This window comes from Cytobacillus sp. FSL H8-0458, assembly GCF_038002165.1.
Lineage (GTDB): Bacteria > Bacillota > Bacilli > Bacillales > Cytobacillaceae > Cytobacillus.
In genome coordinates, this window is the sequence record NZ_JBBOBR010000001.1 from 2324018 (window position 1) to 2347077 (window position 23060).

General features: G+C 42.2%; 26 protein-coding genes and 1 tRNA gene. 7 read left to right on the forward strand and 20 right to left on the reverse strand.

What is annotated here, in order from left to right; translation table 11 throughout:
* Window positions 1-61: 61 nt before the first annotated feature.
* Window positions 62-973, reverse strand: coding sequence for an SDR family oxidoreductase (locus NYE23_RS11270; RefSeq protein WP_341077897.1), 912 nt, complete (start codon window positions 971-973; stop codon window positions 62-64).
* Window positions 974-1067: 94 nt separating this feature from the next.
* Between NYE23_RS11270 and NYE23_RS11275 the strand changes: the two genes are divergently transcribed.
* Window positions 1068-2036, forward strand: a complete 969-nt coding sequence (locus NYE23_RS11275) for a helix-turn-helix transcriptional regulator (protein WP_341077899.1) — start codon at window positions 1068-1070, stop codon at window positions 2034-2036.
* A gap of 162 nt (window positions 2037-2198) precedes the next feature.
* On the opposite strand, the gene NYE23_RS11280 is transcribed toward NYE23_RS11275, so the two are convergent.
* Together NYE23_RS11280 and NYE23_RS11285 are read right to left on the reverse strand one after the other, a co-directional pair.
* Window positions 2199-2693, reverse strand: coding sequence for a YehS family protein (locus NYE23_RS11280; protein WP_341077901.1), 495 nt, complete (start codon window positions 2691-2693; stop codon window positions 2199-2201).
* Between the two features lie 190 nt (window positions 2694-2883).
* Window positions 2884-2980 (reverse strand) — tRNA-Sec (locus NYE23_RS11285).
* Between the two features lie 123 nt (window positions 2981-3103).
* Here NYE23_RS11285 and NYE23_RS11290 point away from each other — a divergent pair.
* Entirely contained in the window at window positions 3104-3529 is a 426-nt protein-coding gene (locus tag NYE23_RS11290; protein ID WP_341077902.1) for a DUF2621 domain-containing protein, read from the forward strand.
* A 112-nt stretch (window positions 3530-3641) separates the two neighbouring features.
* Entirely contained in the window at window positions 3642-4136 is a 495-nt protein-coding gene (locus tag NYE23_RS11295; RefSeq protein WP_341077903.1) for a DinB family protein, read from the forward strand.
* Window positions 4137-4184: 48 nt separating this feature from the next.
* On the opposite strand, the gene NYE23_RS11300 is transcribed toward NYE23_RS11295, so the two are convergent.
* The 3 genes from NYE23_RS11300 to NYE23_RS11310 form a co-directional block, all read right to left on the reverse strand.
* Window positions 4185-4673, reverse strand: a complete 489-nt coding sequence (locus NYE23_RS11300) for a CcdC family protein (RefSeq protein ID WP_341077904.1) — start codon at window positions 4671-4673, stop codon at window positions 4185-4187.
* Window positions 4674-4824: 151 nt separating this feature from the next.
* The gene (locus NYE23_RS11305; protein ID WP_341077905.1) at window positions 4825-5184 is read right to left on the reverse strand and encodes a response regulator; all 360 of its coding nucleotides are present in this window, start codon (window positions 5182-5184) and stop codon (window positions 4825-4827) included.
* Window positions 5185-5458: 274 nt separating this feature from the next.
* On the reverse strand, window positions 5459-6166 hold the full coding sequence (locus NYE23_RS11310; RefSeq protein WP_341077907.1) for a cytochrome c biogenesis CcdA family protein: 708 nt from the start codon (window positions 6164-6166) through the stop codon (window positions 5459-5461).
* A 322-nt stretch (window positions 6167-6488) separates the two neighbouring features.
* On the opposite strand from NYE23_RS11310, the gene NYE23_RS11315 reads away from it, so the two are divergent.
* Window positions 6489-6659, forward strand: coding sequence for an aspartyl-phosphate phosphatase Spo0E family protein (locus tag NYE23_RS11315; protein ID WP_048009069.1), 171 nt, complete (start codon window positions 6489-6491; stop codon window positions 6657-6659).
* Window positions 6660-6720: 61 nt separating this feature from the next.
* Here the strand turns inward: NYE23_RS11315 and NYE23_RS11320 are convergent, their stop codons facing one another.
* Complete coding sequence (locus NYE23_RS11320; protein ID WP_341077909.1) at window positions 6721-7128, reverse strand: Lrp/AsnC family transcriptional regulator; 408 nt, start codon at window positions 7126-7128, stop codon at window positions 6721-6723.
* Between the two features lie 118 nt (window positions 7129-7246).
* Between NYE23_RS11320 and NYE23_RS11325 the strand changes: the two genes are divergently transcribed.
* Entirely contained in the window at window positions 7247-8008 is a 762-nt protein-coding gene (locus NYE23_RS11325) for an MBL fold metallo-hydrolase (RefSeq protein ID WP_341077911.1), read from the forward strand.
* 39 nt (window positions 8009-8047) lie between these two features.
* Here the strand turns inward: NYE23_RS11325 and NYE23_RS11330 are convergent, their stop codons facing one another.
* The 9 genes from NYE23_RS11330 to yneA all read right to left on the reverse strand — a co-directional run bounded on the left by NYE23_RS11330 (window position 8048) and on the right by yneA (window position 16964).
* Complete coding sequence (locus NYE23_RS11330; protein ID WP_341077912.1) at window positions 8048-9841, reverse strand: ABC transporter ATP-binding protein; 1794 nt, start codon at window positions 9839-9841, stop codon at window positions 8048-8050.
* 4 nt (window positions 9842-9845) lie between these two features.
* Window positions 9846-11594: an ABC transporter transmembrane domain-containing protein gene (locus NYE23_RS11335; RefSeq protein ID WP_341077915.1), complete on the reverse strand. Its 1749-nt coding sequence runs from the start codon at window positions 11592-11594 to the stop codon at window positions 9846-9848.
* 100 nt (window positions 11595-11694) lie between these two features.
* On the reverse strand, window positions 11695-12135 hold the full coding sequence (locus NYE23_RS11340) for a DUF6376 family protein (RefSeq protein ID WP_341077917.1): 441 nt from the start codon (window positions 12133-12135) through the stop codon (window positions 11695-11697).
* Window positions 12136-12269: 134 nt separating this feature from the next.
* Window positions 12270-12485, reverse strand: coding sequence for a YneF family protein (locus NYE23_RS11345; protein WP_009330559.1), 216 nt, complete (start codon window positions 12483-12485; stop codon window positions 12270-12272).
* Between the two features lie 87 nt (window positions 12486-12572).
* Window positions 12573-13010, reverse strand: a complete 438-nt coding sequence (gene sirA / locus NYE23_RS11350; RefSeq protein ID WP_341077922.1) for a sporulation inhibitor of replication protein SirA — start codon at window positions 13008-13010, stop codon at window positions 12573-12575.
* 355 nt (window positions 13011-13365) lie between these two features.
* The gene (tkt, locus tag NYE23_RS11355) at window positions 13366-15372 is read right to left on the reverse strand and encodes a transketolase (protein ID WP_341077924.1); all 2007 of its coding nucleotides are present in this window, start codon (window positions 15370-15372) and stop codon (window positions 13366-13368) included.
* A 224-nt stretch (window positions 15373-15596) separates the two neighbouring features.
* Entirely contained in the window at window positions 15597-15830 is a 234-nt protein-coding gene (locus tag NYE23_RS11360) for a DUF896 domain-containing protein (protein WP_009330562.1), read from the reverse strand.
* Between the two features lie 144 nt (window positions 15831-15974).
* Window positions 15975-16622, reverse strand: coding sequence for a YneB family resolvase-like protein (locus tag NYE23_RS11365; protein ID WP_341077925.1), 648 nt, complete (start codon window positions 16620-16622; stop codon window positions 15975-15977).
* A 9-nt stretch (window positions 16623-16631) separates the two neighbouring features.
* Window positions 16632-16964 (reverse strand): cell division suppressor protein YneA, encoded by a 333-nt coding sequence (gene yneA, locus NYE23_RS11370; RefSeq protein ID WP_341077928.1) that lies wholly within the window; start codon window positions 16962-16964, stop codon window positions 16632-16634.
* A 157-nt stretch (window positions 16965-17121) separates the two neighbouring features.
* Between yneA and lexA the strand changes: the two genes are divergently transcribed.
* Window positions 17122-17745 (forward strand): transcriptional repressor LexA, encoded by a 624-nt coding sequence (lexA, locus tag NYE23_RS11375; RefSeq protein ID WP_048008928.1) that lies wholly within the window; start codon window positions 17122-17124, stop codon window positions 17743-17745.
* A 283-nt stretch (window positions 17746-18028) separates the two neighbouring features.
* On the forward strand, window positions 18029-18313 hold the full coding sequence (locus NYE23_RS11380; RefSeq protein WP_009330566.1) for a DUF4257 domain-containing protein: 285 nt from the start codon (window positions 18029-18031) through the stop codon (window positions 18311-18313).
* A 113-nt stretch (window positions 18314-18426) separates the two neighbouring features.
* Here the strand turns inward: NYE23_RS11380 and glnA are convergent, their stop codons facing one another.
* The 4 genes from glnA to hflX form a co-directional block, all read right to left on the reverse strand.
* Window positions 18427-19761: a type I glutamate--ammonia ligase gene (gene glnA / locus NYE23_RS11385; protein ID WP_341077929.1), complete on the reverse strand. Its 1335-nt coding sequence runs from the start codon at window positions 19759-19761 to the stop codon at window positions 18427-18429.
* A 102-nt stretch (window positions 19762-19863) separates the two neighbouring features.
* Window positions 19864-20271: a MerR family transcriptional regulator gene (locus NYE23_RS11390; protein ID WP_061792612.1), complete on the reverse strand. Its 408-nt coding sequence runs from the start codon at window positions 20269-20271 to the stop codon at window positions 19864-19866.
* 187 nt (window positions 20272-20458) lie between these two features.
* Window positions 20459-21730: a methionine gamma-lyase family protein gene (locus NYE23_RS11395; protein WP_341077931.1), complete on the reverse strand. Its 1272-nt coding sequence runs from the start codon at window positions 21728-21730 to the stop codon at window positions 20459-20461.
* 13 nt (window positions 21731-21743) lie between these two features.
* Window positions 21744-23000 carry a GTPase HflX gene (gene hflX / locus NYE23_RS11400; RefSeq protein ID WP_341077933.1) on the reverse strand — a complete coding sequence of 419 codons (1257 nt, stop codon included), beginning with the start codon at window positions 22998-23000 and terminating at the stop codon, window positions 21744-21746.
* Window positions 23001-23060: the final 60 nt, after the last annotated feature.

Sequence of the window (23060 nt, forward strand, 5' to 3'; positions counted from 1 at the left end):
TGCAGAAGTACTTTGACTTAAAAAGTTAAGTCCTCTGCAAAGGAGTTTTTCCACTGAAAAGCTATCTATATCCCTCAGGATTGGCCGGCTTCCCCGCCTCCTGGACCTCAACTAAATATCTGAATGCCTCCGGCTGAGAACCATCCAAATCACGAAAATGATACATTTTCGCCAGCTCACCGCTTGAAAAGGACCCGCCGTTCAATCGTTTTTTATCAGGATCTTTTGCAATGGCACTAATTGCTCGTCCTATATACCTTGGTGTTTCAGATATCACAAAATGAGGCTCCTTTTCGGCGGCATCCTTCCAGTTATATTCTGTTACTCCAAACACCTCGAGCATAATTTCTGAACGCATCCAGCCGGGTGAAACAGCAACCGCAGTGCAATCATAAGGCGAAAGCTCGTGGCCCAACGCTTTGGCCATACGGATGACAGAGCTTTTGGCCAAGTCATAATACAGAGACACCCGGTAGCGATTTTGATTATACTCTTCTGTTCCGTCTGTTACTTCGACCACTAATCCCCCTTTGTTTTTGATCAGAAGCTGAAGGGCATAATGACTTGTGATAATATGAGTATCAATCGCCAGCCGAAGCATTCTCATCCCTTTTTCCAGTGAATGCTCCCAGACAGGAATGTCCCATTCCATCAAATTTTCACTTCCCCATATATCATTAACGAGAATATCCAGCCTGCCCTGTTCTCTCTCAATCCTTTCTATCAATGACTGCACCTGATCGGGTATAAGATGATCCACTTGGACAGCTATTCCAGTTCCCCCCAGCTCGGTGACTAACTCAGCTGTTTCTTCAATGGTTTCCTTGCGCCCATATTCCGATATCTGACTTCGCGTTGTACGTCCTGTAACATACACGGTCGCCCCGGCTGCACCAAGTTCCATGGCGATTCCGCGGCCAGCCCCCCGGGTTCCGCCGGCTACCAGCGCCACCTTCCCTTTTAATGAATTCATTCCGATCTGCCTCCTTTTGTGTTATATCTATACTATAATCATTAATGTCGACATCTAATGTCATATTTAAAACTTTTTACCAGAGGTGAACAGATTGCGCGCAGACAGACTCATTGCTATCGTATTATTGCTTCAAAATAATGAAAGAATGACCTCAAGGGAATTGGCAAGAGAGTTAGAGGTAACGGAGCGGACCATACACCGGGATATGGAAGCCTTAAGCGCCGCAGGGATCCCTGTCCTGGCTGAACGAGGAAAATACGGCGGCTGGAAACTGCTTGAGAATTACAGAACAAATCTTACCGGGTTAAAAGCAGCTGAAATCAAAACACTGCTTCTCTCCCCCTCCTTTGAGCACCTTGCAGACCTTGGCATCAGCAATGATTGGAAAGAAGCACGCCAGAAACTCCTGGCGGCCATTCCTGCTTCACTGAAAGAGGATGTGAAAGACATTTCCAACCGGATTCATATCGATACCGGCACGTGGAGGCAAACACCACGGGAAATGAAGTCTTTTGGAAAACTTCAGCAGGCGGTATGGGAGGAGAAAAGACTTCAGATTCAATACGAAAAAGCAGATAATCAGACAAGCGAGAGAATAGTTGAGCCGTTAGGACTGGTCGCCAAAGGGAACACTTGGTATCTTATAGCTGCTTCTGAGGCAAAGATAAAAACCTACCGTGTTTCAAGAATAGTTGATGCCGTGGTGATTAATGAGAATTTCAGCAGGCCGAATCACTTTGATCTCTCTGACTATTGGCAGGAATCGAAGCAGACATTCATTAGCAGCCTGCCTAAATTTGAGGTTAAAGTGGAGATTTCACCAGCCATTCTTCAGAGGATTAATTTTACTGGCCGATTTGTTCAGGTACTTCACACGGATTCGCCTAAGGAAAATGGATGGATTCCTGTAAGCCTTAGCTTTGATACCGAACAAGAGGCAAGAGAGTATATTCTTGGGTTTGGGGATCAGATTAAAATTGTACATCCTGTTTTCCTTAAGAAAAATGTGAGGGAGATGGCTGAAGGTGTTGTTAAGTTATATAAAGAAAATAAGGAATAGCGGAGAAAAGGTTTCACCAGATGACCTGCGCAGTTCCCGCAGACCGGGGCCATTATTCCAAAACCGGACCTCAATCTTTTATAAGGCTCGGTTTTGTTAATGGACCAGGGTACATTTAAGTACTTTAAGTACTTTATATCCTTATTACAATCTTGGCTTACCTTATCCCCTATACTTGATCGTTAGTCCTTTTAAAAAGTTTCTGGCAAAATTGTCTAAGCAAACTTTATAATTTTTATGCCCTTCTTTTCTTAAAAAAGCTCCGAGTTCTCCTTTTGATACGTTTAATCCAGCTTTTTTGAAAACATCAATCATGTCCTCTGTTGTTAAGGACAAGGCGATTTTGATTTTCTTTAAAAGGATATTGTTTATGTTTGTAATGTTTTCACTGGAAGGTTCCGGCAAATTAGTCTGGCCGGGTTTTGGCTTCTGTTTTCCTCTTTTATAGACAATAAAGCCATTTAAAAAAGAATTTAACATACTATTCGTCAATTTTATTTGAGTGTCATTTTCTTCTTCATCATCAGACTTTTTGAGGATCCTTACCACCTCTGGTACGGACACTTCCGCGCCTCCAAGTTTAAAGATCTCTGCCATTTCACTATTTTTGATTTCTAACGCATACCTCAATCGAATTAATATATCATTATTATCCATGATTTAATTTTCCTCCTATTTTAATGCTCTTCGCTTCAGCAGACTGGCTTAACTATCTTCAGTCTATCATCTCTCCAGCCTCACAATACATAGTAAATGGAAACAATTATGTTTGATTACCTAAAGAGATAATATGTGCGGCACAAAAAAACCGCACAGCATCCCACTATGCGGAAATCATATTTATAGTTGGCGGGACCGCCTGGGAATCGAACCCAGCTGACCTGGCACGCAGGTCACAAGCGGTTTTGAAGACCGTGGAGGGCACCAGCACCCCAATCAGCCCCGTAAAGACTCTTCCTATTATAAGGGCAAACGGGACTGCTTTCAAGACTTATGCTTCCTTTCTTGTCGTTTCGCGGGACAAGGCTTATAATAAGGACAGGAAAATATGTGTGTAGGTGAAGAAAATGCTAGAAGGCTGGTTTATGTATTTTATATTGTTCTGGGTTGTCATTCTGATTTCGTTCTTTGCGATTGGCGGCTTTTTTATGTTCCGCAAGTTTTTAAAGCGCATGCCGAAAGAAGATGGCAAATCGGATTTGGATTGGGAAGAGCACTATGTCAATGAAACGCGCCATCTATGGCAGCAGCGGGAAAAAGAGCTGCTGGAGGATCTCGTAAGTCCGGTGCCTGAACTGTTCAGGGATGTAGCAAGAATGAAGATTGCCGGTAAAATTGGAGAACTTGCTGTAAATGAAAAGGCAGATCAAATTGATCAGGACCTTCTGATTCGAGGTTATATTCTAGCCACGCCAAAACGGGACCACAAATTTCTGCGCAAGAAATTGACAGAAAAACAGATAAGTATCACGCCATATGAACATTTATTCTAAGCCATTTCGGAACGCCGGAATGGTTTTTTATTTTTTCCGCCTATAAGAAGGATACTCACCACCTTTATTGAATAGAAATGGAGAGTAACTCTATCCAAAAAGGAGTAATCCAATGACCACAAAAGAAGTGTTATTAAAACAGCTATCCGCCTGTCTTGACCAGCCCAATTGGTTTGTCCCGTTATCAGCTGCCATCGGAGGATTATCAGCAAAAGAAGCATCCTACAAGTCAGGAACCGGTAATTCAATCTGGCAGATCGTCACCCACCTTACCTTCTGGAATGACCGCTATCTAAATAGATTAAAAGAATTACCGCTCACCCAAACCCATATCGCCAATGACGAAACTTTCCGCACCAATGAATCCGTTACTGAAGAGGATTGGCAATCTGCCATAAAAGCTCTTCAAAAAGTATTGACTGAGTGGATCAAAGCCCTGGAAGAATGCAGTGAAGAAAAGCTTCTCTCCTCCGCCTATAAGGAACCGATCGAATCCTGGTCGTCTGTCATTTCAAACTTAACCATCCACAACGCCTATCACATTGGCCAAATCGTAGAAATCCGGAAAATGTATGGACTATGGGACCCCAAAAATGGAGTCCATTAAATAACAATGCAAAAGCCGCCGAGCGCAATACCGGCGGCTTTCATTCAATTAAGTTGTTTTTGGATTCCCCGTTCCATTCAGCTTGTGATGAAGCTTCCGATAATTCATATACATCGCAATTCTCCACGGTACTATCATCGAAAATGCAAGAATCCAGAACATGCCGCTCAGCTGACCATAGTCGATTGTTGAGCTAAGAACTATTTTTCCTATTATGCGGGTTACAAGCAATCCTATTAATATAAAAGCAAAGGCTTTGGAGCGCTTCAGATAAATTTCGCTGTCCTTGATTTCAAAGGAGGATGTTTTAATTAGAAGGATGGAAAACAGCAATCCAACTGTGGCTGCTTCCAGGATCTCCATTGGAGTAACGCGAAAATAAGGAACGGTAAACATAAGAGCACCTGTGCTCATAAAAATCGGCGGCAAGATGATTTTCTTGGCGGAAGCCGGCTTTTTTGCAGCCTTCATGCGGATGACCATCGCGAAGATTGCCATAAATACGGCACCGATTGATGAAATTAATACAAAGTCCATTTGATTTCATCCTCTATTTCATTTGATTACTAACCATATTATATCTTAATAGGTCTGATTAAGGTACTCAGAACGATAAAAGTTCATCAAAAAAAGCCCTCCAGCTGATACCCGGACATATCCGTATGTCCAGGGTACCCTGAGTCAGCTCTTAACTTAATACCCGATTTACCGCTTCTAGTACACGGCCTTCATCAAATGGTTTTATAATAAAATCCTTCGCCCCGGCTTCAATGGATTCAACCACTACCTTCTGCTGGCCCATGGCTGAACACATGATAACTTTTGCATTAGGGTTGTTCCTCTTTATTTCCCTGACAGCTTCAAGCCCGCTCATTTCAGGCATCGTGATGTCCATCATCACCAAATCTGGCTTTAGATTTACGAATAGGTCCACGGCTTCCTTTCCGTTTTCCCCTTCTCCCACAATTTCATGCTCGGCTTTTTTCAGAATGCTGCTCAGTGTAACCCTCATAAACTTCGCATCATCAACTATCAAAATTCTCGCCACCGCTGTTCCCCCCTGCATTGGAAGCTATATATCTATTATACTACATATATAGTAAAAAATACCCATAATAACTTCAATTAAACATCAGGCTAAAAAAAAAATCAGTCCTTTAGTGAGATACATCAATCCACTTCAAAGAACACATATTTCAATATATCGAACTATCAGATAAATTTCAATTGAAAGAATATGACAAATTTCGACCACCAGTCATAGCCCTTTTTCCTTATAACAGAAAAAGAGGCACATTCCCAACTTGAATGTGCCCCTGCCTTTAGAAACCAGTAAATCCGCCAAATAACGGTGAAAGGAAAATAATGATTTTTGTCATCCAGTCAAAGAATAAAACTACACCCATGATCATCATCAATACACCGCCGATTTTCATAATCTTGACGCTGTTTCGCCTAATCCATTGCATTTTTCCGATGAAGAAGGAAAGAACAAAGAATGGAATTGCAAAGCCAAGAATATAAGCGATCATGTAAACCATTGCAGAATTAGGATTTGTGACTGCTAATGACCACACCGCCCCTAATATTGGACCTGTGCATGGGGTCCAGCCTGCTGCGAATGCCATTCCGATCAGAACAGATCCCAGAAGGCCTGATGGACGGTTCTTAAATTCAAACCGCCTTTCTTTCATGAGAAATTCGGGCTTAATAATGCCTACAATTAATAAACCAAAGATAAATACAAAGATAGCGCCAATTTGCCTGATTAAATCCTGGTATTGCTGAAAGAATTGACCAAGCAAGGTTGTTCCAAAACCAATTGCGATAAAAATGGCCGAAAACCCAATCAGGAAGAATAGTGTATGAAGCATGCTCCTTCTCTGCATCATCGCATTTTCTTCTTTAATCTCCCCTACAGACATTCCGGTGATATATGATAAAAAAGCCGGATATAATGGCAGGCAGCAAGGTGAAACAAAGCTTAAAAACCCTGCCCCTAATGCAATAAATACATTCAAATCTGTCATAGTCACAACTCCTGATACTCATTCATTCCAATTTCATTCTAACAAATCCCATCTAGAAAAGATAATGGATAGTATGTGAACATTTTGTGTCACCAACTGTTACTAAAATTTATATTAATTTTCAATCTAAAACATGTAATTTTAATGTAAATGTTACTAAAGTTTAAAACAAGTTTCTTTTGAATTTATTACCATAATTCGATATACTAGTATAGATCTTAACAAATTCTGTTATTATCTTTCAGCTTTTGACAAGGATTCAATTGGCAGAGTATACCCTACATCCTACATATAAGAAATGATCAGAGAGGAACTATTGGCCATGTGTAAACAGGAACTGCTTACATTAATCGAACAAAAAAGAACAGAGTTAATTCAAGTGGCCATGAAAAGCGGCTTAAGTTCTGCCGCAGCAATTCGATACAGCCAGGAATTGGATGCCCTATTAAATGAATATAACCGAAGCTTCATTAAAAAAGTGCAGACACATTAAGAAACAGCCATGCAGTAATTGCAGGCTGTTTTTTACATTTCGTCCATCTGGTACTAGGCAGTTATTTATTAATGACTATCGTTAATTTATAATTTGCATGCTTATTCAAGTCTGTTAAAAATTGATCTAACCGTTCATTAGACGGGAATTTGCATTCAATCAGATAACAGCCGTCTCCGCTGATTTTATAATTATGTATGATTTCCTTCTGTGTTTTAACAAATGTCAGATACGGCTGATGATTCATACTTTGAGTAATAACCGTAATAAAAGTATGGATGGAATACCCTAATTTCTCCTGGTTCACCTTGATTGTGTATCCTTCAATAACGCCCTGATCTTCTAATTTTGCCACTCTTGTTGCGGCTGCCTGGCCAGTTAAATGGACTTTCTCCCCTAGCTCCTTCATGGTGATCCGGCTGTTTTTGGAGAGCTCTTCCAAAATACGCTGATCCGTGTGATCCAGCATTTTTTCAACTCCTTTCACTTTTCAAGTTAAACGGCAAAAAGACTTGATTTTATCTATGTTAGTGCCAATGGGTCTTAGTATAAACTATACATAAATCAAAGAAAAGGAGTACATTTTTATGAATATACAGCAAATCCGCAACGCTACACTAGTTGTCCATTATGCAGGGAAGAAATTTTTAATTGACCCTTTTTTAGCCGAAAAAGAGACTTACCCGCCTTTTCCAAATTCATTAAGGCAAGATCAAAACAATCCTTTAACAGAGCTTCCAGTTTCCATTGATGAAATTATTCACAATGTAGATGCAGTGATAGTTACCCACCTGCATTTAGACCACTTTGATGATGCAGCCAAAAAATCATTACCAAAGGACACTAAAATGTTTGTGCAAAATGAAGAAGATGCTGCTGAAGTAAAAAATGCAGGTTTTAATAATATTGAAGTCCTCCATGAGAATACTGTCTTTGAAGATATCCAACTAATAAAAACAAAGGGCAACCATGGCAGGGGCGAAATTTTAAAACTGGCCGGTCTGGTTTGTGGAGTGGTCTTCAACCATCACAGTGAAAAAACACTTTATGTTGCAGGAGATACAGTTTGGTATGATTCTGTACAGGAGGTCATTGAAACTCACAGCCCTGAAGTCATTGTTGTGAATGGCGGAGATAACCAGTTTCTTGAAGGCGGCTCGCTTGTTATGGGGAAAGAGGATATCTATGAAGTTTCCAAAGCTGCCCCGGATGCCAGGATTATTTCTGTCCATATGGAGGCGGTCAACCATTGGACACTATCAAAGGAAGAGTTAAAAAGCTATAGTAAAGATAAAGGCTTTTCCGATCAACTGTTAGTGCCTGAAGACGGAGAAACCTACTCCTTTTAAGAGACGAAAAGACGTGTGGCCATTCACACGTCTTTTCTATTACCCTACAGCATCCTCCACTTTTTCAGGAGTTCCATTCTGCAGCAGATACATTTTATGATACAATCCCCGCATTGCAAGCAATTCCTGGTGCGTTCCTCTTTCTACTATTTCCCCCTGATGAAGAACGAGAATCAGTTCAGCATCCTGTATCGTAGACAATCGATGAGCAATCGCAATCGTCGTGCGGCCCTTCCGCATTTTTTCCAGTGCGGTTTGAATCGCTTCCTCTGTTTCTGTATCTATATTGGCTGTTGCTTCATCCAGCACAAGAATTTTAGGATTGGCAGCAATCGTCCTTGCAAAGGCAATAAGCTGTCTTTGCCCGCTGGAAAAAGTCGAACCACGCTCAACCACTGCATGCTCATATCCGTCTTCCAGCTTATCTATGAATGTATGAGCCTGAACAAACTGTGCCGCAGCTTTAATCTCTTCATCTGTCAATTCATTACTATGAAGTCTGATGTTATCCTCAATTGTCCCGTAAAAAAGGAAAGGATCCTGAAGGACGAGCCCCATCTTCTTGCGCAATTCTTCCGCTGGATAAGACTTAATGCTTTTTCCGTCAATCAGAATATCGCCGCGCTCATATTCATAGAATCGCATCATTAAATTAATGATTGAGCTCTTTCCGCTGCCGGTATGGCCAACCAGGGCAACGGTTTCGCCCGGTTTGGCTGTAAAAGAAATATTTTTCAATACATCCCGTTTGCCGTCATAGGAGAAGCTGAGGTTCCTGAACTCAATCTCTCCCTCCTTGATTCCATCAGACAGTTTATCCTCCTGTGCCGGAGCAAGTTCCTTTTCGTCCAGCAGAGCAAACGCTCTTGAAGCGGCAATAATTGCCTGCTGATACATGGAAAGCCTCATCATGATCTGATTCACAGGCTCAAAAAAGCGGTCCAGATAGCTGACAAAGGCATACAGCACACCGATTTCGATCGGACTGTTAAAAGAAGAAATGCCAAAGAAGCTCAATACAATAATAAGTGCAAGAACATACACAAGGTCAATGGCCGGCCTTAACAGCAGCCCATCCATTTTGATATTGCGCATACCCGCTTGGTAATGCTGTTCATTGATATCGCCAAATTCCTTACGCAGCCTTTTTTCCTGTCTGAATACCTGGATGATCGACATTCCCTGAAGTGATTCACTCAGTTTTGCATTCAGCTCACTCAGCCTCTCCCTTAGGTCCTTATAGAAAACAGAGCTGTATTTGCGGTAAGTTCGGATGATCATAAAAAGAATCGGGAGAATTACCAGACAAAACAGGGCAAGCTTTACATTCAGGATAAACATTGCCACAAAGATTCCCGTCAGCAGGAAGGCACCCTGAATGAAGGTAACCAGGACACTGACAAACATATCTTTAATCGCCTCTGTATCATTGGTAACCCGAGAAACAATACTTCCCGCAGGTGTTTTATCAAAGTACTTCAAGCCCAGTGACTGTACCTTTGAAAAAACATCCACACGCAGCTGCTGAATGATTTTCAGCGCGATTTCCTGAAATTTGAGCAGCTGAAAATAGGATACCAGCACATTCATGATCTGAATGCCCAGATAGGCTGCACCGAGGACAAATAATGGCTCAAAAACCAGATTTCCAGTTGTTAAATAATCATCGATAAAAATTTTGACAAGAATCGGACCCAGTATGTCTCCAATCGTTGTTAACAGAAGCAGACTGAAGGCAAGTGTGATTGTTTTCTTATGCGGTTTTGTATAGGAAAGCAACCGGAAAAGGACCTTCCGCTGCTCTTTTCCCTTCATAATCGGTGACTTTTCCATTGTCTTATCCCCCATGCTCTACAAGCTCTTCCAGCTGCTGCCGCAGATACATATTCTTATACCAGCCTTCTTCAGCCATTAGTTCATCATGTGTTCCTCTCTGAACAATTCTTCCTTCATCCAGCACCAATATGAGATTCGCATGCTGAATGGCACTCAGCCGGTGAGCAGTAATAATCGTTGTCTTGCCAGCCCGCTCAGCCCGTAATGAAGTAAGAATCGCTTCCTCAGTTTTGGCATCAACAGCAGAAAGGGAGTCATCTAAAATCAATACTTCCGGATTCATCATAAGTGCTCGCGCAATGGAAATACGCTGCTTCTGCCCTCCGGAAAGGGAGACCCCTCTCTCGCCTGCAACAGTATTATAACCTTCTGTAAATTCGAGAATATCACCATGGATATTGGCCAGTTTCGCAGCCGCATAAATATCTTCAATGTCTGCATCCGGCCTCGTGAAAGCTATATTTTCAGCAACAGCGGCAGAGAACAGGAAGTGCTCCTGCGGGACATATCCAATCGCTTCTCTCAGCTTTCCGATTTTATAGCGGCTGATAGGATGTCCTGCAAAAAGAATTTCCCCTTTATAGCCTTCAAACTCTCGAAACAAAAGCTTCAGAAGTGTGGTTTTGCCCGCACCAGTTTTACCTGCTATGCCGAGAGTCTCTCCTCTTTCCAGTCTAAAATGAATATCCTTTAGCAGCCTTTCCTGTTCACCCGGATAGGCGAACTCCTCAATCTTGTACTCAATATCACCGCTTGGAACTTCATTGATGCCAGTCTCATCATCCTTTATATCGATTTCTTCTGCAAGAAGAGCAGAAACTCGATCAAAAGAGGCCCGGCCTCTCTCGACAATGTTGAACAGCCAGCCAAAAGCCAGCATTGGCCAAATCAGGAGACCCAAGTATGTTGTAAATGAAACCAGCTGCCCGATTGTCAGCTCTCCTGCAATAACATATCTTGATCCAAATGCAATAGACAGGAAGAAAGAAATCCCTACAATAATGCTGATCGTCGGATCAAACAAAGAATCAACCTTAGCAACAGAAATGTTCTTTTGCACTACATCTTCAGACTGCCTGCGAAAATCTTCAATATCTTCTTTTTCCTGGCCGAATGTTTTAATCACTTTAATTCCTGAAACACTTTCCTGAGTTTTGTCATTCAGTGAAGAAAAAGCCTCCTGTGCTTTGTGGAACCGCTTATGAAGGAGTGTTCCGTACCAGCTCGTGAGAAGTGCCATGAAGGGCATAGGAATCAAACAGATTAGCGTCAGCTTCCAGCTGATAGTTGCCGCCATGGCAATGATAACGAAGCCGCCTGTTGCCATCGAATCGACAAAAGTGAGGACCCCGGCTCCTGCTGTCTGCTGAATTGCCTGCAGATCATTTGTCGCATGGGCCATTAAATCCCCCACCCGCTTTTTCTGGTAGAAGGACTGTGACATATTCGTAAAATGCTGATAAAGTCTGTTGCGCAGGAGTTTGGACAGCTTTACTGCTGAACCGAAAATCATAATCCGCCAGTAATAGCGGAGCACATACATCATGAGGGCAACAACAGCAAGAAGTCCAATCCACATTAATAATGCTTTTGCAGTCAGCTCGCCATTTTTAATCGAATCAACAACCATTCCAACTACCTTTGGAGGTACCAGCTGCAGCAGCGCCACAAATAACAGCAGAATAATTCCGTTTACATAAGCCTTCTTCTCCTGTTTAAAAAACCACATTAAATCCAAAAAGACCTTCATACCCCATCCTCCGAAATCCATAATAGCTTAAATAGTTTATCAAATATTGAGAAAATAAGGAAGATTTTTCCCACAATAAAAAAGCACCCGGATGGATGCTTTATTGCCCTAATGCTTCTATGCGGTTTATCAGGCTTGTGGCCTCATTAATCGTAGTGAACAGCTCTGAATTTTCCAGCTGATCCAATGCAAGGCTGCCTCTCTCTAATACTTTATTGATCTCTGCCAGAAGTGCTTCATTCTGGATCACAAGTTCCTGATGAATATCCTCTGCCAAGGTTGGGATGTCCTGAATGGCGATAAATTCTTCAACTTCCTGCTTAAGTGTCAACAATCTGTCTTCAAGTTCCTGCTCCATTGCCGGATCTGCTGCCGCATCCTGAATCATTTGAGGCGCCTCTTCGGCAAAGTCGCTTAATGTATTGATATGCTCAGTCGCTACATTAACATAGTCAATGGAATTATTCACTTCACCCAGAACGGAACAGCCGCTTAAAAACATGGAAACGGTAAGGAACCCTATTAGAATTACTTTTTTCATTTGCTCGTTCCTTTCATGATTTGTCATAGTATATATACGGTCTGTTTCAAAGAAGGTTTCATTTTGAAAATAAAAAAACCACCTTTCTGTTATTGTAACAGAAAAGTGGTTTCCGATGGGATTCTTGTCCCTGATTACTTGCCAGTCTGCTTGTTCATGGCATTCATCATTTGGTTGATCTTCTTTTGAGATGGCTTCATGCCCATTTGCATCATCATCATTTTAAGCATTTGTTCATTAATTGGCGGATTTTTCTCAAGGTAGCTCATCATATATTTTCGAGCAATGAAAAATCCTAGTGCTACACCGGCAAGAAGCGCCAGTACACCAACTAGAATGTACATACCCATACTAACTTCCTCCTTCATGTTGTCTATCATACAGTGTACTAGACCAAAGGTTATTATACAATATTTGCTTCAGTTTTTCTCTTAATTTTAGACGAATTTTCTCTCTTTTATCGGTTTTAGCCACCCATAGCGCTTATGCTGGAGGTCAACAGCCAGAAAGGAAGACTCGCTTTTTCGCAGCACTTCGAAAAAAACTGTCTCTGCCTCATAGCTGCCGGCCGCTTCTAAAACCAGGCTCCGTTCAAAAACTTCAAGCTTTGCTCTGCTTCTCTTGCTCATCTCTATATAGTATGCACTTTTTTCTATGATAAAGTCCTTTTTTCGCTGCAGCTGCTGGTGGATATATTTATGCACTTTCAAACCCGGGATTGGCTTAGTCACAAAATCAATTTGCTTCGATAGAATAGACTTCATTTCACCTGACGAACGCTCATACTCTTCAAACAACTGAAAAAACATCCGCTCTCTGCCAAAATAATGGGACGCAAATTCATCTTCTATTAAATACAATTGATAAGCTCTCATCTGGCCCCTCCTTCCGGGACAATCCATTTCTTTCAATTATAAGTAAACGATTTTAAGGAATGTGTCTGAAGATGTTAAAAACTTTCACTAATTTTGTCGAAAGCGAAGAATTCAGTTGATTATGAGGATTCTTGGTGGAAGAACATCTGTTGTTTGATTCTTTTACAAATATTCACTATTGCATATTCCCCGATTTGATTAATCGTAATCTTGTTTTTTGATGACGGCTTGCTTTGTGGCGACCTTTTCTTTTCCTTCCGCTTCCTTTTGGGCTGCATAGTCCTTCTAAGCTCACCCCTATCTTTAATGGTATAAAAAAAGGGAGAGCTTCTCAGCTCTCCCTTCCCGGTTATCATTATCCCTGCAGCAATGCTTTCACGCGTGCTACAACGTTGTCTACTGTGAATCCGTATTCTTCCATAATTTTTTCACCTGGTGCAGATGCGCCGAAGGTATCGATGGCAAGAACATCGCCTTCGTCTCCCGCATAGCGGTGCCAGCCAAGTGAAGATCCCATTTCAATGGCAAGACGTTTCTTGACTGTCTTAGGAATCACGCTTTCTTTGTACTCTTTTGTTTGTGCTTCAAAGCGGTCCCAGGCAGGCATGCTTACTACAGATGCATGGATGCCTTCGCCCTCAAGCGCTTTTTGAGCTTCAACTGCGAGGCTGACTTCTGATCCTGCAGCAAGCAATAATACATCCGCATTGCTGTTGGAGGCTGGTGAAACAACATAAGCACCTTTTTGTACACCTTCGTATGCCTCTGAATCCGTTCCTTTTAAGGTAGGAAGGTTTTGACGGGTCAATACTAATGCAGTTGGCTTGTTTGTTGATTCAATTGCTGTTTTCCAGGCAGCTGCTGTTTCGTTTCCGTCAGCAGGGCGGACAACAGATAGGTTTGGCATTGCACGCAATGCAGCAAGCTGTTCTACAGGCTCATGCGTTGGGCCGTCTTCACCGACAGCGATACTGTCATGTGTGAATACATACGTTACAGGCAGGTTCATAAGAGCAGCCAGACGAATTGCCGGGCGAAGGTAATCAGAGAACACGAAGAATGTTCCGCCGAATACTTTTAATCCGCCGTGAAGCGCCATTCCATTCAAAGCAGCGCCCATTGCAAATTCACGTACACCGAACCAGATGTTGCGGCCATCAAATGATTCAGCCGTAAAGTCACCCGTTCCTTTTATCATTGTTTTGTTGGAGCCTGCAAGGTCAGCAGAACCGCCAAAGAATGAAGGCAGGTTCTGAGCGATAGCATTTAGCACTTCTCCGGAAGAAGCGCGGCTTGCAAGGCTCTTTCCTTCTTCATAAACTGGGATGTCTTTATCCCAGCCTTCAGTAAGCTCACCATTGATCGCCTGCTCCAGCTGTTTCCCTAACTCAGGATGAAATTCTTTGTATTGAGCAAAAAGGTCTTCCCATTCCTGCTGCTTTTTCGTACCATTTTCAACAACTTGCTGCTTAAAGTGATCATATACTTCCTGTGGAACATGGAAGTCTTCTTCAAATGTCCATTTATAAGCTTCTTTTGTTAATTTCAATTCATCAGCACCAAGAGGGGCGCCGTGAACATCAGATTTGCCTGATTTGTTTGGAGAACCGTAGCCAATGACTGTTTTCACTTCGATCATTGTCGGGCGGCTTTCATCCTGTTTCGCTTCTTCAATTGCTTTTGCGATATCGTGAAGATCATTGCCGTCTTCTACACGGATGTACTGCCAGCCGTATGACTTGAAGCGCTGTTCAACACTTTCAGAGAAAGACTTATCAAGGTCTCCATCAAGTGAGATATCATTTGAATCATAAAGAACAACCAATCTGCCCAGCTTCAAGTGCCCAGCAAGGGAAGCAGCTTCAGCCGATACGCCTTCCATAAGGTCTCCGTCTCCGCAGATGCTGTATGTATAATGATCAACAACATTGAAGTTGTCTTTATTGTATGTTGCAGCCAGGTGGCGTTCAGCCATCGCCATACCTACAGCCATAGCAATACCTTGTCCTAATGGGCCTGTTGTTGCGTCAACACCAGGTGTATGGCCGAATTCAGGGTGGCCGGGCGTCTTGCTTCCCCACTGTCTAAACTCTTTAATATCATTCATGGAAACATCATAGCCGGAAAGATGAAGAAGGCTGTATAAAAGCATAGAGCCATGTCCGGCAGAAAGGACAAAACGGTCACGATTGAACCATTCTGGATTTTTCGGATTGTGGTTCATGAAGCGTGTCCAAAGTGTATATGCCATTGGAGCAGCTCCCATTGGCATGCCCGGATGGCCGGAGTTCGCCTTTTCAATGGCGTCGATTGATAAAGTACGAATGGAACTGATGGATAGTTCATCTGTGTGATTAAACATTCAATACATCCTTTCGAGTAGTAATTCTTCACTCTTTTAATATTATCGGGTGTCCCTTTTTTTCACAACCAATAGGGTCAGGTAAAGGACAAAAAAAGCCGGTTTGTTACTATATTGACACAAAAAGACCCGGCATATGTAAAAAAAGCGGAGATAGAACAGTAATGCCATCTCCTCTATTAAAAGAAGGAATACAGCACAGTGTATCCCTTGCAATTATAGTATTAGTGAAGGCGGTTTTTATTTTGGAATTCTTTCAGCTTTTTCGGAGTTACATCGTTTCCTTTCGGGTCAACGATTGTAACGCCTTTCAGCGTGTTTAACATACCAGAGCGGAAAGTCTCCAAATACTCTTTGCGCAGCGACGTCTGTTCCTTCGCTTCTGCTTCTGTTAGTCCGGATTCCTTGGCCTTCTTTGCCAGTTCATTAATTCGGGCAAGTTTTTGTTTAGGCAGCATTTATTAAAACTCCTTTATATCAAAAGTTTACCTTTGAATAATTCCGATGGAAGTTTTTATTATACATCAGCTTCAGACATGGAACAATACTGAAACTCAAATGCCATCATACTAAAAATGAGCACTTTTGACAAGAAAAGTGCCCTACTCAGCAAGTGAATCAATATGTTCTTTATACCTTCTATGAACAGTTGCTTTGGAAATATTATAGCCAAACCCCCTAAGCGTAGCAGCAATTTCAGCAAACGTTAACTCGTTTTTCCTCAGCCGGACAATTTCCTCTATTGGCACCTCTATTCTTTCCCTGCCGCCATTTGCTCCCTGATTACTTAGGTTTTTCTCGGGCCTGTATCCTTTATCAACAGCGCGCTGCATGCCGCGTCTGATTTTGATGTTATGCAGCTTTCTCTGATACTCCTCTACCATTCCTACGATGCTCAGCACCATCGAATCTGATTCCGAAAGCTCCAGCTTTCCGTTATTCGAGATGCTGTATAACTGGACTTCTTCTTTAAAGATGCAATGGAGAATCGCAATCTTGGCATTCCCCCTCCCCAGCCTGGTTTCATCCTGGATGAGAACAACCTTAATATCCTTTTTTTTAATTAAGTCTAAAAGTTCCAATATACCGTCTCTCTCAAGGTCGTATCCGCTGGCCTGTTCGCGTATGACCTTGACTACTTCAAAGCTATGCTTTTCTGCCAGGTTCAAAAGCTCTTCTTCCTGTCTTGAAAGGGACGTTTCCTGAGTATCCTTTGTTGTACTAACTCTGCAGTAAATTATTGCTTTCATAACTTCTCCTTATTCGTTAAGGTCTGAACTGGCAAGCTCTTTATATGGCTGGTCATGCAGGGCTTTTACTGGAATAACAATTTCATCACCCGGAAAAATCCTTCCAGCTGCTATCCCATTATTTTGTTCTACCCAATTTATAAATTGATCTGTAGACAGAGAATGCTCAGAAGAAAAATTTTCAGCAATCTTCCATAAAGTATCACCTTCTGCAACAGTGACTTTCACAAACTTTTCCGTATCAGGTGTTTCTATGAGCACGAGCAATATAAAAGATGCTGCCAAGCTTAAAACGAAGAGAATAATAGCATAAGAATATGATTTCCACAATTTGTTCAGCAAAATATACCACCTCGAAAGAATATATGTTCGTATTTATCGATTTCATTATAGACCGAACATTTGTTTTGTGTCAACATAAATTCGAACTTATGTTTGTATCATATGGTAATTGATGCTATAATTGAGACAATAAAAAACACATACGAGGTGCGTATAGATGGTGAAATTATCAAAAAGACAGCAAGATATATTAGAGTTTATAAAAGAAGAAGTTAAATTGAGGGGATATCCCCCTTCAGTAAGGGAAATCGGTGAAGCAGTCGGCCTGGCTTCAAGCTCGACCGTTCACGGTCATCTGGCTAGGCTTGAGAGCAAAGGACTGATCCGGAGAGATCCTACTAAACCACGCGCCATTGAGATTCTAGATTTGGACGAGGCTTCTAACATCCCCAAGGTCAGCGCAGTCAATGTTCCGATCGTCGGTAAAGTAACTGCAGGGCAGCCGATAACGGCAATTGAGAATGTTGAAGAATATTTCCCTCTTCCGGAAAGAATGGCACCTGCTGACGAGCATGTATTCATGCTTGAAATCATGGGCGAAAGTATGATTGAAGCAGGAATCCTTGATGGAGACTATGTAATCGTCAAACAGCAGAGCACTGCCAATAATGGGGATATCGTGGTTGCCATGACAGAGGAAGATGAAGCAACTGTCAAGAGATTCTTTAAAGAAAAAGACTTTATCCGTCTGCAGCCGGAAAACTCGACAATGGAACCAATTATCCTCCGCAATGTTTCTATTCTTGGCAAGGTTATAGGCGTATACCGTCATATGCATTAATAGATGGATTAAAAGCAGGCATCTCTGCCTGCTTTTTGTTTTTTCCAATTTTAAGAAGGTTATCAGTTCCTATTACCTGGTACTATCAGTTAAATCCTACAAAAGTAACTGATACCTTTCTTTTAGCATAATGTTACAGTCATGTATGACTAATTTATTGTTCAGAAAATTCGGTATTTTTATGCATATTATTTTATAGCCACTTTCTATATAATGGTAATACACCGAGAATCAACCTAAGGTCGCTTGTCCAAAATCTCGACTTTAGGAGTGTGAAGTAAAGATGTTTTTGAACATTACCTTCGCTTTGTTGATTGGTGGGCTGGTTGGTGTCGTTGGACATATTCGGAAAGAAGGCAAAATGGTTAAACCCAGAAGGACAAAGAAATTCATCTATCTGGGGGTCTTTGAAGAGGTAATTATGGGGGCTTTAGCGGCTGTTTTTTTGGTCGTATCTTCAGATCCTGACTCTGCCTTAAAGGTAGTTCTTCTGGCGGTGATTGCAGGATTTGGAGGAGATGCATTGCTGACATGTCTCGATTTCTTAAAAATAAGACATAAAGAATAGAGAGATGCAGAGATAGAAATTAGTTAAAACCTCGTTCAATTGAAAACGGGGTTTTTGCATTTTTCATAATAAAAAACCCCTGGCTTTATCAGCCAGGGGTTTTTCATATTTTTTTAGTACATGCTCAGGTACTGCTCGCGCTCCCATGGATGCACTTGCGTACGGAACATATCCCACTCGATTTCTTTCGCTTCAATGAAATGTTCGAAAATGTGGTCGCCAAGAGCAGAAACAATTACCTCATCTCTCTTAAGCTCTTCAAGGGCTGCTGCCAATGTAGGAGGCAGATCCTTGATTCCCTCTTCCTCACGCTCTTCTTTTGTCATGACATAAATATTGCGGTCCACTGGAGCAGGAGGAGTCATTTTATTTTTGATTCCGTCCAGGCCTGCTTTTAATAATACGGCCATAGCAAGGTATGGGTTTGCAGCAGGGTCAACGCTCCGCACCTCAACACGTGTACTTACTCCGCGGGAAGCAGGGATACGGATGAGAGGTGAACGGTTTTGAGCAGACCACGCAACATAGCAAGGTGCTTCATAACCAGGAACCAGACGCTTGTATGAGTTAACGATAGGGTTTGTCACAGCTGTAAATGCAGTTGCATGGTTTACGATACCAGCAATAAAGTGGCGGGCGTCATCACTTAATTGAAGATCGCCGGTTTCATTGAAGAATGCATTTTTGCCCTCCTTGAATAGTGAAACATTGCAGTGCATTCCTGATCCGCTGACACCGAATAATGGCTTCGGCATGAAGGTCGCATGCAAGCCGTGCTTGCGGGCAATCGTTTTAACCACTAGCTTGAATGTCTGAATTTGGTCACAAGCTGTTAAAGCATCCGCATACTTGAAGTCGATTTCATGCTGGCCAGGTGCAACCTCATGGTGGGAAGCTTCAATTTCAAAGCCCATTTCTTCAAGCTCAAGTACGATATCACGGCGGCAGTTTTCGCCAAGATCAGTTGGAGCAAGATCGAAGTATCCGCCATTGTCGTTCAGCTCCAGAGTCGGCTCTCCTGCATGATCAAGCTTAAATAAGAAAAATTCCGGTTCAGGTCCTAAGTTAAAATCAGTGTATCCAAGATCTTCCATTTCTTTAAGGATGCGTTTAAGGTTGCTGCGCGGATCGCCAAGGAATGGAGTTCCATCCGGATTATAGATATCACAAATCAGACGTGCCACTTTGCCTTTTTCCGCAGTCCAAGGAAATACTACCCAAGTATCAAGGTCTGGATATAGATTCATGTCTGACTCTTCAATGCGCACGAAACCTTCGATTGAAGATCCATCAAACATCATTTTGTTATCAAGCGCTTTTTCAAGCTGACTGATTGGAATTTCCACATTCTTAATTGTCCCAAGGATATCCGTAAACTGTAAACGGACAAATTTCACATTTTCCTCTTCTGCAATACGTTTAATATCTTCTTTAGTAAACTTTGCCACTGGTAGTTCCTCCCTTAAATTTACATGAGTAATTTATTTTTTGCTCTGTTAATGCGCGCTCGGAAATCCAAGACATTATCAACGAGCTTAAAAACGGCTTTGTTAATGAAAAAAGCGGTGGATGTTGCCCTGCCGGGATGAAGAGCGATTAAAACGCCCTGCCTGCACAATTTCTTTGCGTAGAAGTTTCCGGATTTCTTCATCCGATAGATCGCGTCTCGCTTTTTCAGCTTGTTTATTCATGGTTTCAGTTAGCGCTTGCTGTTCTTTAACGAAAAATAGCTGCTTGATCCCGGCCATATTCACGCCTTGATCAATTAAATCTTTGATTTCCAGAAGGACATCGATGTCATTTAAGGAAAAAAGCCTTCTATTTCCGTCAGTTCTAGCTGGAGAAATCAATTGGTGTTCTTCATAGTAGCGAATCTGCCTGGCAGTAAGGTCAGTCAGCTGCATAACAGTACCAATTGGGAAAAGCGGCATGGAACGGCGAATTTCGCTTCCAGTCAACTATTTCTCCCCCTTTTCAATTACTTCTTGAATTTATTATATGTAATGTCAGATAATCTGTCAACAATATGTTAGTTTTTATAACATGATTTTTTCAAAAAATTTTTTCCTTTCATATTTTCATATAATTCTCAGTAAAGCAAAAGAGAGGGACAACTAACTATGTAGCTGTCCCTCTTATATTCACCTAATTTATTTGGACTAAACCCTTTTCCAGCAATTGGTTCAATGCGATGCATACAGCCATTTTCACATGCGAATAGGTAAGGCCGCCCTGGACATAAGCAACGTATGGAGGTCTTATCGGTCCGTCTGCAGTCAGCTCAATGCTTGCACCCTGGATAAAAGTACCAGCTGCCATAATGACATCATCTTCATACCCCGGCATATAAGCAGGGTAGGCTGTTACGTGGGAATTAACAGGTGATGCAAATTGAATCGCCTGGCAAAACCCCACCATTTTCTCTTTATCATCAAATTGAACAGATTGAATTAAATCAGTTCTATTACTGTCCCACTTTGGGTTGGAGTTCATTCCGAGCCGCTCAAGCAGTGCTGCTGTAAAAACAGCCCCTTTCAGCGCCTGGCCGACAACGTGTGGAGCAAGGAAAAAACCCTGATACATTTCCTGAAGGCTGTACAGGGAAGCACCCGCTTCTGCACCAATTCCCGGTGAAGTCATTCGGTAGGAGCAGGCTTCCACCCATTCCTTCTTCCCGACAATATAACCGCCTGTCTTGGCAATCCCGCCGCCAGGGTTCTTGATGAGCGACCCGGCCATCAAGTCTGCCCCAACATGGCAAGGCTCCCTGTCCTCTACAAACTCCCCATAACAATTATCAACAAAAACAATCACATCCGGTTTAATTTCTTTTACAAACTGAATCATTTCTTCTATTAGTTCAATTGTGAAAGATGGTCTTGTTGCGTATCCTTTAGAACGCTGAATGCCAATCATTTTCGTGTTCGGCCTGATGGCTTTTTCAATCGCAGGGTAATTGATGCTTCCATCTTCATTCAGCGGGATGCTATTGTATCCAATGCCGAACTCTTTCAGCGAGCCGTTGCCAGATCCCCGGATTCCAACGATTTCTTCCAGTGTGTCATAGGGCTTGCCTGTTATGTACAGCAATTCATCACCCGGCCGCAATATGCCAAAGAGTGCAATGGAAATGGCATGGGTGCCTGAAATAATCTGAGGACGCACCAATCCGGCTTCCCCGCCGAATACTTCTGCATATATTTCCTCCAATGTATCCCTGCCGATATCATCGTATCCGTAACCGGTTGATGGAATGAAATGAGAGTCGCTGACTTTGAAATTTTGAAAACTCTTTAATACACGGAATTGGTTCTCATCAATCCGCTCATCAATGTTCTTTAATACTTCTGAAATTTGCTGCTCCACTTCTTTTACAATCGGCTGCAGCTTTTCTCCTTGCGATAACTGTTGAAACATGATGTTCTCCTAACTATACTGTATATTTCGTTAAAGGTCCTGAGATCTGATGGTCTTCGAGGTAATAGCCCTTGCAGACATAGAGTTCTTTGTCTTCATTAAATGACAATTCCCTCAGGATGGTTTCATTCTTGAGCTGTGACAGCAGTTTCCCTTCTGTCGACGGCACCTCAACATGATAATGCTTCATCATCCCCAGGATCATCTGCTCGATTTTCCGTTTCAGCTCATTGCGGTCATCTTCTTCAAAGGCACTGATTTGAATCGTTTCTGTCCTGGCGGTCGGGACAAAATCAGGATGCCTTAGATCTCTTTTATTATATACCGTCAGCTGTGGTATTTTATCATTTTCCAAATCTTCTATTAGTTTATTGACTGTCTGCTCATGCTGGTAATAATCTGGATTCGACATATCGACTACATGAAGAAGGAGATCTGCTTCCTTTACTTCTTCCAGGGTGGAACGGAATGCCGCAATCAGCGTAGTCGGCAAATCCTGGATAAATCCGACTGTATCTGTTACAAGTGTAATGAATCCGCTTGGCAAAATCAGCTTGCGGGTCATTGGGTCAAGTGTGGCGAACAGCTGGTTCTCTTCATAAGAATCTGCTTCAGACAGCCTGTTAAAAATCGTGGACTTCCCTGCGTTTGTATAGCCGACAAGCGCAATTTGGAATGCTTTGTTTTTCTTCCTCCGTTCACGATATCTGTCCCGGTGCTGTACAATGACGGAAAGCTGGGCCTTAATATCATCAATACGGCGGCGAATATGCCGGCGGTCTGATTCAAGCTTGGTCTCACCCGGCCCCCTTGTGCCGATTCCCCCTCCAAGTCTTGAAAGCTGGACACCCTGGCCTGACAGGCGCGGCAGCAAATACTGCAATTGAGCCAATTCAACCTGCAGTTTCCCTTCTTTAGAGCGTGCTCTTTGAGCGAAGATATCTAATATCAGCTGTGTGCGGTCAATGATTCGCGCATCCAATTCTGCAGATAGGTTTCGAACCTGGCTTGGTGAAAGCTCATCGTTAAAAATGATAATATCTGATTCCATTTCTTCCTGAAGAGCAGCCAGTTCCTCCACTTTTCCTTTTCCTATATATGTAGACGGATGAACCCGGTCCCTTTTTTGTGTCACCGAAGCTAAAACTTTCCCGTTGGCAGTTTCCGTTAAGGATTCCAATTCTTCCATTGAATATTCAAACCGCTGATCATCTTCTTCAGTATGGCAGCCGACAAGAATGACTTTTTCATAATCTGGCTTTTGTTCCAACCAGCATCCCTCTTTCATAGTCTTATTTTAATTGATCATAACAAAAAACCTGGTCAAATA

Excerpts from the sequence above, each read along its gene's own strand:
- NYE23_RS11270 (WP_341077897.1), bottom strand. The coding sequence starts at position 973 with ATGAATTCATTAAAAGGGAAGGTGGCGCTGGTAGCCGGCGGAACCCGG.
- NYE23_RS11280 (WP_341077901.1), bottom strand. The coding sequence starts at position 2,693 with ATGGATAATAATGATATATTAATTCGATTGAGGTATGCGTTAGAAATC.
- NYE23_RS11290 (WP_341077902.1), top strand. The coding sequence starts at position 3,104 with ATGCTAGAAGGCTGGTTTATGTATTTTATATTGTTCTGGGTTGTCATT.
- NYE23_RS11295 (WP_341077903.1), top strand. The coding sequence starts at position 3,642 with ATGACCACAAAAGAAGTGTTATTAAAACAGCTATCCGCCTGTCTTGAC.
- NYE23_RS11300 (WP_341077904.1), bottom strand. The coding sequence starts at position 4,673 with ATGGACTTTGTATTAATTTCATCAATCGGTGCCGTATTTATGGCAATC.
- NYE23_RS11310 (WP_341077907.1), bottom strand. The coding sequence starts at position 6,166 with ATGACAGATTTGAATGTATTTATTGCATTAGGGGCAGGGTTTTTAAGC.
- NYE23_RS11315 (WP_048009069.1), top strand. The coding sequence starts at position 6,489 with ATGTGTAAACAGGAACTGCTTACATTAATCGAACAAAAAAGAACAGAG.
- NYE23_RS11320 (WP_341077909.1), bottom strand. The coding sequence starts at position 7,128 with ATGCTGGATCACACGGATCAGCGTATTTTGGAAGAGCTCTCCAAAAAC.
- NYE23_RS11325 (WP_341077911.1), top strand. The coding sequence starts at position 7,247 with ATGAATATACAGCAAATCCGCAACGCTACACTAGTTGTCCATTATGCA.
- NYE23_RS11330 (WP_341077912.1), bottom strand. The coding sequence starts at position 9,841 with ATGGAAAAGTCACCGATTATGAAGGGAAAAGAGCAGCGGAAGGTCCTT.
- NYE23_RS11335 (WP_341077915.1), bottom strand. The coding sequence starts at position 11,594 with ATGAAGGTCTTTTTGGATTTAATGTGGTTTTTTAAACAGGAGAAGAAG.
- NYE23_RS11340 (WP_341077917.1), bottom strand. The coding sequence starts at position 12,135 with ATGAAAAAAGTAATTCTAATAGGGTTCCTTACCGTTTCCATGTTTTTA.
- NYE23_RS11345 (WP_009330559.1), bottom strand. The coding sequence starts at position 12,485 with ATGGGTATGTACATTCTAGTTGGTGTACTGGCGCTTCTTGCCGGTGTA.
- sirA (WP_341077922.1), bottom strand. The coding sequence starts at position 13,010 with ATGAGAGCTTATCAATTGTATTTAATAGAAGATGAATTTGCGTCCCAT.
- tkt (WP_341077924.1), bottom strand. The coding sequence starts at position 15,372 with ATGTTTAATCACACAGATGAACTATCCATCAGTTCCATTCGTACTTTA.
- NYE23_RS11360 (WP_009330562.1), bottom strand. The coding sequence starts at position 15,830 with ATGCTGCCTAAACAAAAACTTGCCCGAATTAATGAACTGGCAAAGAAG.
- NYE23_RS11365 (WP_341077925.1), bottom strand. The coding sequence starts at position 16,622 with ATGAAAGCAATAATTTACTGCAGAGTTAGTACAACAAAGGATACTCAG.
- lexA (WP_048008928.1), top strand. The coding sequence starts at position 17,122 with ATGGTGAAATTATCAAAAAGACAGCAAGATATATTAGAGTTTATAAAA.
- NYE23_RS11380 (WP_009330566.1), top strand. The coding sequence starts at position 18,029 with ATGTTTTTGAACATTACCTTCGCTTTGTTGATTGGTGGGCTGGTTGGT.
- NYE23_RS11395 (WP_341077931.1), bottom strand. The coding sequence starts at position 21,730 with ATGTTTCAACAGTTATCGCAAGGAGAAAAGCTGCAGCCGATTGTAAAA.